At 71.3% G+C, this 16,176-nt stretch carries 15 protein-coding genes and 1 riboswitch; of the genes, 12 read left to right on the forward strand and 3 right to left on the reverse strand.

The window, feature by feature from the left end; genetic code table 11:
• Nucleotides 1-3 precede the first annotated feature (3 nt).
• The 3 genes from dprA (at nucleotide 4) to ACFVWY_RS17355 (ending at nucleotide 2,987) form a co-directional block, all read left to right on the forward strand.
• Nucleotides 4-1,236 (forward strand): DNA-processing protein DprA, encoded by a 1,233-nt coding sequence (gene dprA, locus ACFVWY_RS17345; protein WP_389872691.1) that lies wholly within the window; start codon nucleotides 4-6, stop codon nucleotides 1,234-1,236.
• 239 nt (nucleotides 1,237-1,475) lie between these two features.
• Nucleotides 1,476-2,312: an RNA polymerase sigma factor WhiG gene (gene whiG, locus ACFVWY_RS17350; protein ID WP_389872694.1), complete on the forward strand. Its 837-nt coding sequence runs from the start codon at nucleotides 1,476-1,478 to the stop codon at nucleotides 2,310-2,312.
• A 108-nt stretch (nucleotides 2,313-2,420) separates the two neighbouring features.
• Entirely contained in the window at nucleotides 2,421-2,987 is a 567-nt protein-coding gene (locus ACFVWY_RS17355) for a TetR/AcrR family transcriptional regulator (RefSeq protein ID WP_389872905.1), read from the forward strand.
• Nucleotides 2,988-3,057: 70 nt separating this feature from the next.
• On the opposite strand, the gene ACFVWY_RS17360 is transcribed toward ACFVWY_RS17355, so the two are convergent.
• Entirely contained in the window at nucleotides 3,058-3,480 is a 423-nt protein-coding gene (locus tag ACFVWY_RS17360; protein ID WP_389872696.1) for a peptidoglycan DD-metalloendopeptidase family protein, read from the reverse strand.
• Nucleotides 3,481-4,123: 643 nt separating this feature from the next.
• Between ACFVWY_RS17360 and rpsB the strand changes: the two genes are divergently transcribed.
• The 9 genes from rpsB to ACFVWY_RS17405 all read left to right on the forward strand — a co-directional run bounded on the left by rpsB (nucleotide 4,124) and on the right by ACFVWY_RS17405 (nucleotide 14,112).
• Nucleotides 4,124-5,047, forward strand: coding sequence for a 30S ribosomal protein S2 (rpsB, locus tag ACFVWY_RS17365; RefSeq protein WP_389872699.1), 924 nt, complete (start codon nucleotides 4,124-4,126; stop codon nucleotides 5,045-5,047).
• Nucleotides 5,048-5,146: 99 nt separating this feature from the next.
• The gene (gene tsf, locus ACFVWY_RS17370; protein ID WP_389872702.1) at nucleotides 5,147-5,983 is read left to right on the forward strand and encodes a translation elongation factor Ts; all 837 of its coding nucleotides are present in this window, start codon (nucleotides 5,147-5,149) and stop codon (nucleotides 5,981-5,983) included.
• A gap of 161 nt (nucleotides 5,984-6,144) precedes the next feature.
• Nucleotides 6,145-6,921, forward strand: coding sequence for a UMP kinase (gene pyrH, locus ACFVWY_RS17375; protein WP_389872704.1), 777 nt, complete (start codon nucleotides 6,145-6,147; stop codon nucleotides 6,919-6,921).
• Between the two features lie 178 nt (nucleotides 6,922-7,099).
• Nucleotides 7,100-7,657, forward strand: a complete 558-nt coding sequence (gene frr, locus ACFVWY_RS17380; RefSeq protein WP_389872706.1) for a ribosome recycling factor — start codon at nucleotides 7,100-7,102, stop codon at nucleotides 7,655-7,657.
• Nucleotides 7,657-8,712, forward strand: a complete 1,056-nt coding sequence (locus ACFVWY_RS17385) for a phosphatidate cytidylyltransferase (protein ID WP_389872708.1) — start codon at nucleotides 7,657-7,659, stop codon at nucleotides 8,710-8,712. Before frr ends, ACFVWY_RS17385 begins: the two co-directional genes overlap by 1 nt.
• 94 nt (nucleotides 8,713-8,806) lie before the next feature.
• Nucleotides 8,807-9,913, forward strand: a complete 1,107-nt coding sequence (rlmN, locus tag ACFVWY_RS17390) for a 23S rRNA (adenine(2503)-C(2))-methyltransferase RlmN (RefSeq protein WP_389872710.1) — start codon at nucleotides 8,807-8,809, stop codon at nucleotides 9,911-9,913.
• Nucleotides 9,914-9,968: 55 nt separating this feature from the next.
• A riboswitch (TPP riboswitch) is annotated at nucleotides 9,969-10,085 on the forward strand.
• Between the two features lie 73 nt (nucleotides 10,086-10,158).
• Nucleotides 10,159-11,268 (forward strand): thiamine ABC transporter substrate binding subunit, encoded by a 1,110-nt coding sequence (locus tag ACFVWY_RS17395; RefSeq protein WP_389872713.1) that lies wholly within the window; start codon nucleotides 10,159-10,161, stop codon nucleotides 11,266-11,268.
• A 95-nt stretch (nucleotides 11,269-11,363) separates the two neighbouring features.
• Nucleotides 11,364-12,977, forward strand: a complete 1,614-nt coding sequence (locus ACFVWY_RS17400; RefSeq protein WP_389872716.1) for an ABC transporter permease — start codon at nucleotides 11,364-11,366, stop codon at nucleotides 12,975-12,977.
• Between the two features lie 109 nt (nucleotides 12,978-13,086).
• Complete coding sequence (locus ACFVWY_RS17405; protein WP_389872718.1) at nucleotides 13,087-14,112, forward strand: ABC transporter ATP-binding protein; 1,026 nt, start codon at nucleotides 13,087-13,089, stop codon at nucleotides 14,110-14,112.
• A gap of 28 nt (nucleotides 14,113-14,140) precedes the next feature.
• Here ACFVWY_RS17405 and ACFVWY_RS17410 read toward each other — a convergent pair whose 3' ends face one another.
• Both ACFVWY_RS17410 and ACFVWY_RS17415 read right to left on the reverse strand, forming a co-directional pair.
• On the reverse strand, nucleotides 14,141-15,328 hold the full coding sequence (locus tag ACFVWY_RS17410) for a hypothetical protein (RefSeq protein ID WP_389872720.1): 1,188 nt from the start codon (nucleotides 15,326-15,328) through the stop codon (nucleotides 14,141-14,143).
• Nucleotides 15,310-16,047 carry an ABC transporter ATP-binding protein gene (locus ACFVWY_RS17415; RefSeq protein WP_389872723.1) on the reverse strand — a complete coding sequence of 246 codons (738 nt, stop codon included), beginning with the start codon at nucleotides 16,045-16,047 and terminating at the stop codon, nucleotides 15,310-15,312. Before ACFVWY_RS17415 ends, ACFVWY_RS17410 begins: the two co-directional genes overlap by 19 nt.
• Between the last annotated feature and the right edge of the window lie 129 nt (nucleotides 16,048-16,176).

The following is a 16,176-nucleotide window of genomic DNA, read 5'->3' on the forward strand; positions in this document are numbered from 1 at the left end:
GGCGTGGAACCGCCCACGGAGGGCGGCCGGAGCACGGGGCAGGAACCGGGGGCGGCGGCCGGGCCAGCACCGGGGGCGGCGGTGAGCGGCGCGGAAAGACTGGCCCGGGCGGCCCTGACCCGCATCATCGAGCCGGGGGACGAACGCGGTGGCCGCTGGCTGCGCGCATGCGGTGCCGTGGAGCTGGTGCGGCGCATCGTCACGGATGACGGCGCGGCGGAACGGCTGTGCGGCATGACCCCGAAGCGGCTCGCCGGCTACCGGCTGCGTGCGGAGAAGGCCGAGCCGGAGCGGGACCTCGCGGCGATCGCCGCGCTCGGCGGTCGCTTCGTCTGCCCCGGGGACCGGGAGTGGCCCAGCCAACTGGACGACCTCGGGTACGCCCGGCCGACCGGACTGTGGGTGCGAGGCGCCTGTGACCTGCGGCTCTGGGCGCTGCGCTCGGTGGCGGTGGTCGGCGCACGGGCCTGCACACCGTACGGGTCGCACATGGCGGGCAGTCTCGGGGCGGGACTCGCGGAGCTGGGATGGGTGGTCGTCTCGGGAGCCGCGTTCGGGGTCGACGGGGCGGCCCACCGTGGCGCGCTCGCCGTGGGCGGGGCGACGATGGCCGTCCTCGCCTGCGGGGTGGACGTCCCCTATCCCAGGGGACACGCCGAGCTGATCGGGCGTATCGCGGAACAGGGGCTCGTCATCGGTGAGTTGCCCCCGTCCGATCATCCCACCCGCGGCAGGTTCATCCAGCGCAACCGGGTCATCGCCGCGTTGACGCGCGGCACAGTCGTCGTCGAGGCGGAGTACCGCAGTGGCTCGCTGGTCACCGCCCGCTGCGCACAGCGGCTCGGCCGCCTGTCGATGGGGGTGCCAGGCCCCGCCACCAGCGGTCTGTCGGCAGGGGTCCATGAACTGCTGAGAGGCGAGGGCATCCTGGTGACCGATGCCTCGGAAGTCGTCGAACTGGTCGGGGACATGGGCGAACTCGCCCCGGTCAGACACGGCCCCGTGCACCCCCGGGACGCGCTGGATCCGCTCTCCGCCAGAGTCCTGGAGGCATTGCCGGGGCAGGGGGCCGTCAGCGGACGCGACGTGGCGCGTTCCGCCGGGACCAGCGCTGACGAGGCGCTCGGCAGGCTGTATGAACTGCACTCACTGGGGTTCGTCGAACGGGAGGGCGAGGGGTGGCGGTTGACGCCGTGGCCGACGCGCCGTGACGACGTGCGGCGAGGCGGTACTTGACCTGGGGCATTCGGGTGAAAAGGTGATGCCGATGGCCTTGCCGGATCCCTCGGTGACGCCTCCGGGGCCGACGCGCGTGGCGACGGCCCCGGGCCTCGTTCATGTCGGATCGGCCGGATTCGCACAGCGTCGATCCCTTATCCTGCGCGGACCGCTACCTCACGGTCACGCTACGCTCACAAGGGCCCCGACTCAGACATACGTCCCAGCACTCACAGCAGAACGGCTCAAGGCACCACATGCCCCAGCACACCTCCGGGTCTGACCGCGCGGCAGTACCACCGGCTGCGCGTGGCACTGTGCGCCCCCCTGCGCCTTCCTCGCTCGACGAGCTGTGGCGTTCGTACAAGTCCACCGGCGACGAGCGGCTGCGGGAGCAGCTGATCCTGCACTACTCGCCGCTGGTGAAGTACGTCGCGGGCCGGGTGAGTGTGGGCCTGCCGTCCAATGTCGAGCAGGCGGACTTCGTCTCCTCGGGGGTCTTCGGGCTGATCGACGCGATCGAGAAGTTCGACATCGAGCGTGCGATCAAGTTCGAGACCTACGCCATCACCCGAATCCGTGGCGCGATGATCGACGAGCTGCGGGCGCTGGACTGGATTCCGCGCTCGGTGCGGCAGAAGGCGCGGGCGGTGGAACGCGCGTACGCCACCCTGGAAGCACAGCTGCGGCGTACCCCCTCCGAGGTGGAGGTCGCTGCCGAGATGGGTATCGCCCTGGAGGAACTGCACGCGGTTTTCAGCCAGTTGTCACTGGCCAATGTGGTCGCGCTGGAGGAGTTGCTGCACGTCGGCGGCGAGGGTGGCGACCGGCTCAGTCTCATGGACACGCTGGAGGACACCACCGCCGACGATCCGGTGGAGGTAGCCGAGGACCGCGAGCTCAGACGGCTGCTCGCACGGGCCATCAACACGCTCCCGGAGCGCGAGAAGACGGTGGTGACGCTCTACTACTACGAGGGCCTCACGCTCGCCGAGATCGGCAACGTCCTCGGGGTCACCGAGAGCAGGGTCAGCCAGATCCACACCAAATCGGTGCTGCAACTGCGCGCGAAACTGGCCGACGCCGGGCGCTGAGCCGCCCCTCGTCGAGGCGGCCGCTTCGGCCATGCGCCAGGACCGTACGCCCCCTCTCGAACACCCTCGCCGTAGAGTGGACACGTGCCCAGGATTCGAGCGGCCTCGGTGGCCGAGCACCGGACCATGCAGCGCGGCGCCCTCCTGGACGCCGCACGCACCCTGCTGTCCGAGGGCGGTACGGAGGCGTTGACCTTCCCCGCCCTCGCCGAGCGCACGGGCCTCGCCCGGTCCTCGGTGTACGAGTACTTCCGCTCCCGCGCGGCCGTCGTCGAAGAGCTCTGCGCCGTCGACTTCCCGGTCTGGGCGGCTGAGGTCGAACAGGCGATGGAGCGGGCCGCGACGCCCGAGGGCAAGATCGAGGCATATGTCCGCCGACAGCTCGACCTGGTCGGCGACCGCCGCCACCGGGCGGTCGTCGCCATCTCCGCGAGCGAGCTGGACGCCGGGGCCCGGGAGAAGATCAGGGCCGCGCACGGCGGGCTGATCGCCATGATCGTCGAGGCGCTCGGCGACCTCGGGCACAGCCAGCCGAGGCTGGCGGCGATGCTGCTCCAGGGCTCGGTGGACGCCGCGGTGCGGCGTATCGAACTGGCCGCGGCCGAGGAACCGCCCGTGATCGCGGACACCGCCGTCGCGATGATCCTCCACGGCGTGCGGGGCGCGCAGAGCTGACGCGGCGCCGCGAGCGGGGCGCCGCGCGCCGGACGCCGGGGGCGGCGAGTCCGTCCCCGGCCCGCTCGCCCTACCGCCCGGATTCGGGTACGCCGAACACCGGGAGCAGCCGGGACGGGCCTCTTCGCAGCAGCTCCGGCGGCAGCAGAGACAGCGGGTCCAGGTAGGTGTCACCACGCCGCAGCCCCCAGTGCAGACATCCCGGGACGCAGTGGAACGGTCCTTCCTCCAGCGTGGCCACCACCTGCCCGGCCGTCACCGCGCCCCTCTCGGGGACCAAGGCGCGCACCGGCTCGTACGTGGTCCGCAGTGGTGGGCCGCCGCTGCCGGCCACCTCGATCACCAGCACCCCGCGCCCCGCCACGCGCCCCGCGAACGACACCTGCCCCGGTGCGGCGGCGAGCACCCGCGTATCCGGCCGGGCGCCGAGGTCGACACCGCGATGGCCGCGTGCGTAGGGGCCGGCCGGGGGTTCCCAGCCCCGTACGATCACGGGCCGCCCGGCCAGCGGCCAGCTTCGCCCGCCGTCAGGCACCGGCCCCGGCGGAGGCGCCGACGGCTCCCCAGGCCCAGGTGCGGGCGCGGATGCGGGCGTGGGTGGCGGAGCCGGGGAACGTAGGGAATCGGACGCGCGCTCCGGCGCACCGGCCGGGGCGGCCGACGCGCCTCCCGCCACCGCGAGCAGTCCCGCCGCCGTGGCCACGAGCCCGCGTACGCGGGCTCGCCGGGTGCCTGGCCGGTGTGGCAGGGACCGGCGGAGTGAGGCCCGGAAACGGGCGGTGACCGGAGCGGCGGCCGGTGCGGTGACCGGAGCGGTGGCCGGTGGGGGCAGGGCGTTCGGATCATTCGCGCAGCGCATGGCAGAACCGTCCCGCAACCCGCCGGTCCGCGGGGATCAAGGGCCGGGTCTGTGGACGACGGACCCATTGTGGACAGCGCCGTCACCCGGCACCCAGGCCGTCCCGTACACTTCATACGGCGACCCGGGCCACCGGGTCGACTTCGCACGCCCCTCCACCTCCCTCTTAGCGGACGGTGGCCGCGCTCCTCGGTCCCTCGTGGCACGGCGCGTCGGGGCGTCAGGCGCGACAGCAATCCTGCGGTCGCGACAACCGAGCACCTCAAGGAGTACGGCCATGGCCGTCGTCACGATGCGGGAGCTGCTGGAAAGCGGCGTCCACTTCGGTCACCAGACCCGTCGCTGGAACCCGAAGATGAAGCGCTTCATCTTCACCGAGCGCAACGGCATCTACATCATCGACCTGCTCCAGTCGCTGTCGTACATCGACCGCGCCTACGAGTTCGTCAAGGAGACCGTCGCTCACGGCGGCTCCATCATGTTCGTGGGTACCAAGAAGCAGGCCCAGGAGGCCATCGCCGAGCAGGCGACCCGCGTTGGCATGCCGTACGTCAACCAGCGCTGGCTCGGCGGCATGCTCACCAACTTCTCCACCGTCTACAAGCGCCTTCAGCGTCTGAAGGAGCTTGAGCTCATCGACTTCGAGGACGTGGCCGCCTCCGGCCTCACCAAGAAGGAGCTCCTGGTTCTCTCCCGCGAGAAGGCCAAGCTGGAGAAGACCCTCGGTGGTATCCGCGAGATGCAGAAGGTGCCGAGCGCCGTCTGGATCGTCGACACCAAGAAGGAGCACATCGCCGTCGGTGAGGCGCGCAAGCTCCACATCCCGGTCGTCGCGATCCTCGACACCAACTGCGACCCCGACGAGGTCGACTACAAGATTCCGGGCAACGACGACGCGATCCGCTCCGTCACCCTGCTCACCCGCGTGATCGCCGACGCCGTCGCCGAGGGCCTCATCGCCCGTTCCGGTGCCGCCACCGGTGACTCGAAGCCGGGCGAGAAGGCCGCTGGCGAGCCGCTCGCCGAGTGGGAGCGCGACCTGCTTGAGGGCGACAAGAAGGCCGACGCCGAGGTGCAGTCCTCCGCCGAGACCGAGAAGGCCGCCGAGGCTGAGAAGACCGAGGCCGAGGCCGAGGCCCCGGCCGCGGACGCCGAGGCTGAGAAGACCGAGGCTCCGGCCGCGGACGCCGAGCAGGCCTGACACCCGTCACGGCTGACGACGGCGGGGGCAGGTGCCACAAGCACCGCCCCCGCCGTCCACCCGTAGATCTTTCAGACTTCGAGAGAGAAACACAGACTCATGGCGAACTACACCGCCGCTGACGTCAAGAAGCTCCGCGAGCTGACCGGCGCCGGCATGATGGACTGCAAGAAGGCGCTCGACGAGGCCGAAGGCAATGTCGACAAGGCCGTCGAGGCGCTCCGTATCAAGGGTCAGAAGGGCGTCGCCAAGCGCGAGGGCCGCTCTGCCGAGAACGGTGCCGTCGTCTCCCTCATCTCCGAGGACCAGACGTCCGGTGTTCTGCTGGAGCTGAAGTGCGAGACGGACTTCGTCGCCAAGGGCGAGAAGTTCCAGAGCGTCGCGAACACCCTCGCCGCGCACGTCGCCGCCAACTCCCCGGCCGACCTTGAGGCGCTGCTCGCCTCCGAGATCGAGGCTGGCAAGACCGTCCAGGCGTACGTCGACGAGGCCAACGCCAACCTCGGCGAGAAGATCGTCCTGGACCGCTTCGCGCAGTTCACCGGCTCGTACGTCTCCGCGTACATGCACCGCACCATGCCCGACCTGCCGCCGCAGATCGGTGTTCTGGTCGAGCTGGACAAGGCCGACGCCGAGCTGGCCAAGGGCATCGCGCAGCACATCGCCGCGTTCGCTCCGAAGTACCTGTCCCGCGAGGACGTCCCGGCCGAGGTCGTCGAGGCCGAGCGCCGCGTCGCCGAGGAGACCACGCGCGCCGAGGGCAAGCCCGAGGCCGCCCTCCCGAAGATCGTCGAGGGTCGCGTCAACGGCTTCTTCAAGGAGGCCACCCTCCTCGGCCAGCCGTACGCGCTGGACAACAAGAAGTCCGTTCAGAAGGTCCTGGACGAGGCCGGTGTCACCCTGAAGCGCTTCACGCGTATCAAGGTCGGCATCTGAGTCCGTCCGCGAACAACGGTGGACCCCGCGATAGGGTCTAGTGCAGTCGTCGGCCGCACTCACGCCGTACGACCGCAGATCTGACGAGGAGGCCATTGCCGCTGAGGGACACCAGACCCACCGGCAATGGCCTTCTTCGTATGTGCACGAGGAGAATCTCCATGAACAAGGGCGCGGACGCCGCCACAGGTGACCACAAGCGCGAGGACGGCAAGGCGGGCGGACGCTTCATGCTGAAGCTGTCCGGAGAGGCGTTCGCCGGCGGCGGAGGTCTCGGCGTCGACCCCGACGTCGTACACGCCATCGCCCGGGAAATCGCGGCGGTCGTCCGTGACGGCGCGGAAATCGCGGTCGTCATCGGCGGCGGCAACTTCTTCCGCGGTGCCGAGCTCCAGCAGCGCGGCATGGACCGGGCCCGCTCCGACTACATGGGCATGCTCGGCACGGTCATGAACTGCCTGGCCCTCCAGGACTTCCTGGAGAAGGAGGGCATCGACTCCCGCGTCCAGACCGCCATCACCATGGGGCAGGTCGCGGAGCCGTACATCCCGCTGCGCGCTGTGCGCCACCTGGAGAAGGGGCGCGTTGTCATCTTTGGCGCGGGCATGGGCATGCCGTACTTCTCCACCGACACCACTGCCGCCCAGCGCGCCCTGGAGATCGACGCAGAGGCACTCCTGATGGGCAAGAACGGGGTGGACGGGGTCTACGACTCCGACCCGAAGAGCAACCCCGACGCGGTGAAGTTCGACGCGCTCGAGTACAGCGAGGTTCTCGCCCGCGATCTCAAGGTCGCCGACGCCACCGCCATCACGCTCTGCCGCGACAACGACCTGCCGATCCTCGTCTTCGAGCTGACCGCCACCGGCAATATCGCCCGAGCGGTCAAGGGTGAGAAGATCGGCACGCTCGTGAGTGACCGGAGCACCCGGGTCTGATGACCGGGGCGCCTCCCCGGCGTACGACGGGGAGGCGCGGGCCGACCGGTGATCCGCCGGGACCGGCCCGAAGGATGGACAACGGCCTGCCGGTCGGACACCGTGCAGGTGAGGACGCGACGCAGGACCCGCCGGGCCCGAGCACGACGGGCCCACTCAAGACACGCAGGAGCACGTGGTGATCGAAGAAACCCTCCTCGAGGCCGAGGAGAAGATGGAGAAGGCCGTCGTCGTCGCGAAAGAGGACTTCGCCGCGATCCGTACCGGCCGCGCGCACCCGGCGATGTTCAACAAGATCGTCGCTGACTACTACGGCGCGCTGACCCCGATCAACCAGCTGGCCTCGTTCTCGGTGCCCGAGCCGCGCATGGCTGTCGTGACGCCGTTCGACAAGAGCGCGCTGCGCAACATCGAGCAGGCCATCCGTGACTCGGATCTCGGCGTCAACCCGAGCAATGACGGCAATATCATCCGGGTGAACTTCCCGGAGCTCACCGAGGAGCGCCGCCGCGACTACATCAAGGTCGCCAAGAGCAAGGCCGAGGACTCCAAGATCTCCATCCGCGCGGTGCGCCGCAAGGCCAAGGAGATCCTGGACAAGCTGGTCAAGGACAAGGAGTCGGGCGAGGACGAGGTACGTCGCGCCGAGAAGGAGCTCGACGACACCACCGCGAAGTACGTCGCGCAGGTCGACGAGCTGCTGAAGCACAAGGAAGCAGAGCTGCTCGAAGTCTGATGAACGACTCTTCCTGGGGCGCCCCGCAGGGAGCCGGTCACTGGGGCGCGCCCCAGATGCGGGCCGCTCCGGCGGGTCCTGCTTACGATGTGCGTGTGCCGGACGTTCCCGACGCAGGTAGAGACGCTGACGACCGTGATGACCGGGACCAGGGGGCCGGACGCCTGAGCGGCGGTCCCCTGTTCCGTGACGAGATCCCGCAGGAGCCCATGTCCACCGCGCCGCCGCCCCCGCAGAAGAAACGTGCGGGCCGTGACCTGCGAGCAGCCATAGGGGTCGGTGTGGGGCTCGGCGCCGTCATCGTCGCCTCGCTCTTCATCGTGAAGGCCGTCTTCGTCGCCGTTGTCGTCCTCGCCGTCGTGGTGGGCCTGTGGGAGCTCACCTCCCGGCTCCAGGAGCGCAAGGGCATCAGGGCGCCGCTGATCCCGCTCGCCGTGGGCGGCGCGGCGATGGTGGTGGCCGGTTACGCACGGGGCGCCGAAGGCGCCTGGGTGGCGACGGCACTGACCGCGCTGGCGGTGCTCGTCTGGCGGATGGCCCAGCCGCCCGCGGACTACCTCAGGGACGTCACGGCCGGTGTGTTCGCCGTCTTCTACGTGCCGTTCCTCGCCACCTTCGTCGCCATGCTCCTGACCGCCGACGACGGCCCGCAGCGGGTGCTCACCTTCCTGCTGCTGACCGTGGTCAGCGACACGGGCGCGTACGCCGTCGGCTGGCGGTTCGGGAAGCACAAGCTCGCGCCGCGCATCAGCCCCGGAAAGACCCGGGAGGGTCTGTTCGGAGCCGTCGCCTTCGCGATGGTCGCCGGTGCCCTGTGCATGCAGTTCCTGATCGACGGCGGCTCCTGGTGGCAGGGGATCCTGCTCGGGCTCGCGGTCGCGGCCAGCGCCACCCTGGGTGACCTGGGCGAGTCGATGATCAAGCGGGATCTCGGGATCAAGGACATGGGCACGCTGCTGCCGGGTCACGGCGGCATCATGGACCGGCTCGACTCGCTGCTGCCAACGGCGCCGGTGGTCTGGCTGCTGCTGGTGCTGTTCGTCGGCTCTGGCTGATCACCACCCCGATGACCTGCGATTTCCTCGGTGAGGGCCTGCTGTCCACAGGACGGCGGGCCCTCACCGTTCTGTCTGCGACACTGGAAGAACCATGCCTAAGCCCGGAGAACTCACTTTCGTCGCGCCCCGCGGAGCCAAGAAGCCGCCGCGGCACCTCGCCGACCTCACGCCCGCCGAGCGCAAGGAGGCCGTCGCCGCGATCGGCGAGAAGCCGTTCCGCGCCCAGCAGCTCTCGCAGCACTACTTCGCGCGGTTCACGCACGACCCGGCCGAGTGGACCAACATTCCCGCCGGGTCGCGGGACAAGCTCGCCGAGGCGATGTTCCCGGACTTGATGTCGGTGGTCCGCCACATCAGCTGTGACGACGACACCACCCGCAAGACGCTCTGGAAGCTGCACGACGGGACGCTCGTGGAGTCCGTCCTGATGCGCTACCCGGAGCGGGTGACGATGTGCATCTCCTCGCAGGCGGGCTGCGGGATGAACTGCCCGTTCTGTGCGACGGGCCAGGCCGGGCTCGACCGTAATCTGTCGACCGCCGAGATCGTCCACCAGATCGTCGACGGCATGCGGGCGCTGCGGGACGGAGAGGTTCCCGGCGGTCCGGCCCGGCTCTCCAACATCGTCTTCATGGGCATGGGCGAGCCGCTCGCCAACTACAACCGGGTGGTCGGCGCGATCCGCCGCCTGACCGACCCCGAGCCGGACGGGCTGGGCCTCTCGCAGCGCGGGATCACCGTCTCCACCGTGGGCCTGGTGCCCGCGATGCACCGGTTCGCGGACGAGGGCTTCAAGTGCCGTCTCGCCGTCTCGCTGCACGCGCCGGACGACGAGCTGCGCGACACCCTCGTCCCGGTCAACACCCGGTGGAAGGTGGCCGAGGTGCTGGACGCCGCGTGGGAGTACGCGGAGAAGTCCGGCCGTCGCATCTCCATCGAGTACGCCCTGATCCGCGACATCAACGACCAGGCATGGCGCGGCGACCGGCTCGGCCGGCTGCTCAAGGGCAAGCGCGTACACGTCAATCTGATTCCGCTGAACCCCACGCCCGGCTCCAAGTGGACCGCTTCGCGGCCCGAGGACGAGCGGGCCTTCGTCGAGGCGATCGCGGCCCACGGTGTCCCGGTGACCGTGCGGGACACCCGCGGCCAGGAGATCGACGGGGCCTGCGGCCAGCTGGCGGCGGCCGAACGCTGAGCGCCTTTCGGGCCGTCGCGGGGGCCCGTGTAGCCTGGGCCCGCGATTCAACTTCATATTCCGACAGGGGAGCGCCACAGCGCTGAGAGTGCGGTACCGAGGACAGGTCGGCCGCAGACCCTCTGAACCTCGCCCGGGTCATTCCGGGTAGGAAGTTCGGTCATCAACTCATGCTGTTGCGCCCTGCCCGCTTCCCGCGGGCAGGGCCGCGTCTCTTCCTGGCCAAAACCCAGGAGGAATCCACAATGAGCACCACGCGCAGGACCAGACAGCTCGCGGCAACGGCCGTCGCCGCCGCGCTCGGCGTCACGGCACTCGCCGGATGCGGGAGTTCCGACGACACGGCCACGGGCTCCGGCGGCACCAAGGGCTCCGGCTCCAAGACCGTGACCCTGGTCAGCCACGACTCCTTCGCCGCCTCCGAGGCGGTCTGGAAGGAGTTCACCAAGGAGACCGGTTACACCGTCAAGGTGCTGAAGAGCGGCGACGCGGGTGTCGCGCTCAACCAGGAGATCCTGACCAAGGGATCGCCCCGGGGTGACGTGTTCTTCGGCGTCGACAACACCCTGCTCTCCCGTGCCCTCGACAGCGGGCTCTTCACCCCGTACGAGGCCAAGGGCATCGACCGGGTCACGAAGGACACCCAGCTCGACGCCGGGCACCGGGTCACCCCCGTCGATACCGGCGACATCTGCGTCAACTACGACAAGAAGTATTTCGCCGACAAGAAGCTCACGCCGCCGAGCACCTTCGACGACCTCGCGAAGCCCGCGTACAAGGACCTGCTGGTCACCGAGAACGCCGGGACCTCGTCGCCCGGCCTCGGCTTCCTGCTCGGCACGATCGCCGCCTACGGGGAGAACGGCTACCAGGACTACTGGAAGAAGCTGAAGGCCAACGGCGTCAAGGTGGTCGACGGCTGGGAGCAGGCGTACAACGAGGAGTTCTCCGGTTCGGCGGGCGGCAAGAAGGCCAAGGCCGACCGGCCGCTCGTCGTCTCGTACGCCTCCAGCCCGCCCGTCGAGGTGCTGTACGCGAAGCCTCAGCCGGCCGAGGCCCCGACCGGGGTGGCCACCGGGACTTGCTTCCGCCAGATCGAGTTCGCCGGGCTGCTGGACGGGGCGCGCAACGAGAAGGGCGGCAAGGCGCTGCTGGACTTCCTGATCAGCAAGAAGTTCCAGGAGGACCTGCCGCTCAGCATGTTCGTGAACCCGGTCACCGAGGACGCGAAGCTGCCGGAACTGTTCACCAGGTTCGGCGCCACGGTGGACCGGCCGCAGACCGTCGCGCCGGACCGGATCGTCAAGAACCGTGAGCAGTGGGTCCAGTCGTGGTCCTCGCTCGTCGTGAAGTAGCGAAGACCGCGGGACGCGGGCCGGAGCCGGGCGGCAGGGGCACGCGCCCGGCCCGCGGTCCGGCCCTGGGGCAGGGCGCGACGCGGTTCGGTCTGATGGCCGTGCCCGTCGCGTTCTTCGCGCTGTTCTTCGCCTACCCGGTCGCCGCGATCGTCGGCCGGGGCCTGAAGGCGGACGGCGTCTGGCAGTTCGGCCAGCTCGGTGAGGTGCTGGCCCGGCCGGACATCCGCGAGGTGCTCTGGTTCACCTGCTGGCAGGCGCTCGCCTCGACCGCACTGACGCTGCTGATCGCGCTGCCCGGCGCCTACGTCTTCGCCCGCCTCGACTTCCCCGGCAAGCAGCTCCTGCGGGCGGTCGTCACGGTGCCGTTCGTACTGCCGACCGTGGTCGTCGGGACCGCCTTCCTGGCGCTGCTGGGGCGCGGCGGATTCCTCGACGAACTCTGGGGCGTACGGCTCGACACCACCGTCTGGGCGATCCTGCTCGCCCATGTCTTCTTCAACTACGCGGTGGTCGTCCGCACGGTCGGCGGGCTGTGGGCCCAGCTCGACCCCCGGCAGGAGGAGGCCGCCCGGGTGCTGGGCGCCGGACGGTTCGCCGCCTGGCGGCGAATCACCCTCCCGGCGCTGGCTCCCGCGGTGGCCGCCGCCGCGCTGATGGTCTTCCTCTTCACCTTCACCTCCTTCGGGGTGGTGCAGATCCTCGGCGGTCCCGGCTTCGCCACCCTGGAGGTGGAGATCTACCGGCAGACCGCGCAATTGCTCGCCCTGCCGACCGCCGCCGTGCTGACCCTGGTGCAGTTCGCCGCGGTCGGCGCGATCCTCGCCGTGCACGCCTGGACCGTACGGCGCCGGGAGACCGCGCTGCGCCTGGTGGACCCGGCGCAGACGGCGCGCAGGCCGTGCGGCGCCGGGCAGTGGGCGCTGCTGGGCGGGGTGCTGCTGACCGTGCTGCTGCTGATCCTGCTGCCGCTCGGGGTGCTCGTGGAGCGCTCGGTGAACACCGGGGGCGGCCATGGGCTGGACTACTACCGGGCGCTGGGCTCGGTGGACGCGGGTGGCGGCACGTTCCTGGTCGCGCCGCTCGAAGCGGTCGCCAACTCCCTCCAGTACGCGCTGGTCGCCACCCTGATCGCGCTGGTGATCGGCGGGCTCGCGGCCGCCGCGCTGACCCGGCGGTCGGGCCGTCTGGTGCGCGGCTTCGACGCGCTGCTGATGCTGCCGCTCGGGGTGTCCGCGGTCACCGTCGGCTTCGGCTTCCTGATCACCCTGGACAAGCCGCCGCTCGACCTGCGGACCTCCTGGATCCTGGTGCCGCTCGCCCAGGCGCTGGTCGGGGTGCCCTTCGTCGTACGGACCATGCTGCCGGTGCTGCGTGCGGTGGACGGGCGGCTGCGGGAAGCGGCGGCGGTGCTCGGGGCCTCGCCGCTGCGGGCCTGGCGGGAGGTCGATCTGCCGCTGGTGCGCCGGGCGCTGCTGGTGGCCGCCGGTTTCGCCTTAGCCGTCTCGCTCGGCGAGTTCGGGGCGACGGTGTTCATCGCACGGCCCGACCGCCCGACGCTGCCGGTCGCCGTGGCCCGGCTGCTGGGGAGGGCCGGGGAGCTGAACTACGGCCAGGCTATGGCGCTCAGCACCATCCTGATGGTGGTCTGCGCTGTTTCGCTGCTGCTGCTCGAACGGATTCGCACGGACCGGTCCGGGGAGTTCTGAGGGAGGGCCGGGGCGTGCCGAGGGTGTTCGGGGGAGTGGGATTGGGAGTGGGAGTGGGAGTACTGACGATGTTCCGAGGGGTGCTGACGATGTCCGGGGAGTTCCCGAGATGCTGACGCTGGAATCGGCCACCGTCCGCTTCGGCGAGCGGGCGGCGCTTGACGCGGTGGACCTGGAGGTCGCCGAGCACGAGATCGTCACCGTGCTCGGTCCGAGTGGAAGCGGCAAGTCCACCTTGCTGCGGGTGGTTGCCGGACTCCAGTCCGTGGACGGCGGCCGGGTGCTGCTGGACGGTATGGACCAGGCGGGGGTGCCGGTGCACCGGCGTGGCCTCGGCCTGATGTTCCAGGATCACCAGCTCTTCCCGCACCGTGACGTGGGCGCCAACGTCGCCTTCGGGCTGCGGATGCGCGGGGCTTCCCGTCGCGACCAGGAACGCCGGGTCGGCGAACTCCTCGACCTGGTGGGCCTGCCCGGGGCCGAGCGGCGTGCCGTCGCCACGCTCTCCGGCGGCGAGCAGCAGCGCGTCGCCCTCGCCAGGGCCCTCGCCCCGAGGCCCAAACTGCTGATGCTGGACGAGCCGCTCGGCCAGCTCGACCGGGGGCTGCGTGAACGGCTCGTCGTCGAGCTGCGCACACTCTTCCGGAAGCTGGGGACCACCGTGCTCGCCGTCACGCACGACCAGGGCGAGGCGTTCGCACTGGCCGACCGGATGGTGGTGATGCGCGAGGGCGGCATCGCCCAGGTGGGGACCGCGCTGGAGGTGTGGCGGCGGCCCGCGTCCGCCTTCGTCGCCCGCTTCCTCGGCTTCGACAACGTGGTCGCGGCAACGGTGACCGGCGGGGCCGCCGACACGGTGTGGGGCAAGGTGCCCGTGCCGGAGGGCTCCCCGCAGGGGGCGCACGAACTGCTGGTGCGGCCCGCCGGGGTCCGGATCGGCGCCCCGGAGCAGGGACTGCGCTGCGTGGCCGGGGGGCGGACGTTCCGGGGCAGCCGTGTCCTGGTGCGGCTGACACCGCCGAGCGGCCCGGACCTGGAGGCGGAGTGCGCGCCCCGCGACGCCCCCGGGGAGGGGGCGGCGGTCGGGGTCGGCTTCGACGCCGAGGAGGTCGTCGTCCTGCCGTCCGCCCGCTGACCCGGGCGGACGGGGCGGGCTGGGGGCCTCAGGCCGAAAGCGGCAGCGCGGCCAGTTCCGCGACCAGCCAGGTCAGCGGGGCGAAGACCAGCAGCAGGGCGGTGGCGCGCAGCGCGGTCGCGGCCCGCAGTGCCGATGCCGGGGCCCCGAGCCGCAGCAGCGCCCGCGCCGTTCGCGCCCGGTCCTGCCGTGCTTCCAGCGCCGAGGTCAGCAGGGTCGCCGTCGTGCAGCCGAGTACCAGCACACCGCCCAGCGCCGTGAGCGGGCCGAGCGGGTGTGCCCCGGCTCCGTACAGCGCGTAACCGGCGACGGTGGCGGCGAGCACCGCGCACACCACGCCGAGCGGCCGGCCGATCCGGCGCGCCTCGTCCATCAGTACCCGGCCCGCCAGCAGGCGTACGGCGCCGGGGCGCACCGCCTGGAGCAGCCGCCCGCACAGGTGGGCCAGGCCCGGTCCCGCCAGGGCCAGCCCGACCGCCGCCAGCGTCCATCCCGCCAGCACCCCCGCCGGGGTGGCTTCGAGGCGGCCCGGCATCGGGAGCAGGCGGTGCCCGCCGCTCCGGCTCATGTACGCCTCGACGGCGAGACCGACCGCGGCCAGCGCGACGCCCCACGGCAGCCCGGTCGGGGGCGTGGCCGGACCGGGCGGCTCCGGTTCGGTCAGTACGTCCGGGTCGGCGGCCTTGGGGGCAGCCGGTGCAGGGGTCCGTTCGGCGCGCAGCGCGTAGGCGCTCAGCCCGGCCGCGGCCACCGGGACCAGGGCCAGCAGTACCAGCGCGGCGGCGAGCGGCAGCGGGGTGCCGGCGTCGAGCAGCCCGGCCGCCGCGCCGTCGAAGGGCAGCCCGGACAGATCACCGCGCAGGTGCAGGAAGAACAGCAGCGCCACCGCGGAGCCGAGGGTGCAGGAGACGGCGGTGGAGACCGCGCCGAGCACGGCGAGGCGGACCGGCCCGAGACCCACGGCGGAGAGGCCGGACCGGGGCCGGGTGCTCGGGTCCGTACGGGCCACGGCGACCGCGAACTGCACGGTGGCGGCGAGCGGCACCAGGCACCAGAGCAGGCGCGGCACTGTCGCACCGGCGTGCGCCGGGTGCGCGGCGGCGTGGCTCAGCGCGCAGAGCAGCAGGAAGCCCACTCCGGCGGAGGCGGCGGCGACCAGCAGCCGCCGCAGCAGGACCAGCGGGTGGGAGCCCCGGGCTAGACGGAGAGCGAGCACGCCGACCGGCCTTGGGTGTCGGATGTGGCGGGCAGGGCGACGGTGGCGACCCGGCGGCCGTCGAGCAGGGGGACGGCACGGTCGGCCAGGGCGGCGATCTCCGCGTCGTGGGTGGCGAGCACGATCGTGATGCCGTGCGAGCGGGCCGCGCTGGTGAGGGTGCGCAGGACGTGGGTGCGGTCGCCGCGGTGCAGGGTCGCGGTGGGCTCGTCGGCGAAGATCACGGTGGGGGCTCCGGCCAGGGCGCGGGCCACGGCGATCCGCTGGCGCTCCCCCTGGAGCAGGGTGTGCGGACGCTGCCGGGCACAGCCGCCGATGTCGAGCCGTTCCAGCCACTCCAGGGCGGTCTTCTTGGCCTCGCGGCGAGGGGTGCCGCGCAGCAGCAGCGGGAGGGCGGTGTTCTCCCAGGTGTTCAGCTCGGGCACCAGCTGGGGCTCGGGGGCGATCCAGCCGAAGCGGTCGCGGCGCAGCCGTTCGCGGAGCCGGGGGCCCATGGTGTGGACGGGCACGCTGTTGAACCACACCTCGCCCTGTTCGGGCACCAGCTGACCGGACAGACAGTGCAGCAGGGTGGTCTTTCCGCAGCCCCGGGGGCCGGTCACGGCAAGGATCTCGCCGTCGCGGACCCCCAGGGAGACACCGCCGAGGGCAGGCGATCCGTTGTGGGAGTGGTGCAGGGAACGCGCCCAGATCACATCGTTGTCCGGCGGGGCCACCATGGCGTACACCTCGGTTCAGATCGTAGTTCCCGTCCCTCGTACGGGGGAACGAAAACAAGGCCGATCGGTCACCGGCACCGTAAGGATTCGAACCGCGGTGAGCACACAGCACACGGCCCGGATGCGCCC

It is taken from the genome of Streptomyces sp. NPDC058195 (assembly GCF_042883525.1).
In the GTDB taxonomy this organism is placed as follows: domain Bacteria; phylum Actinomycetota; class Actinomycetes; order Streptomycetales; family Streptomycetaceae; genus Streptomyces.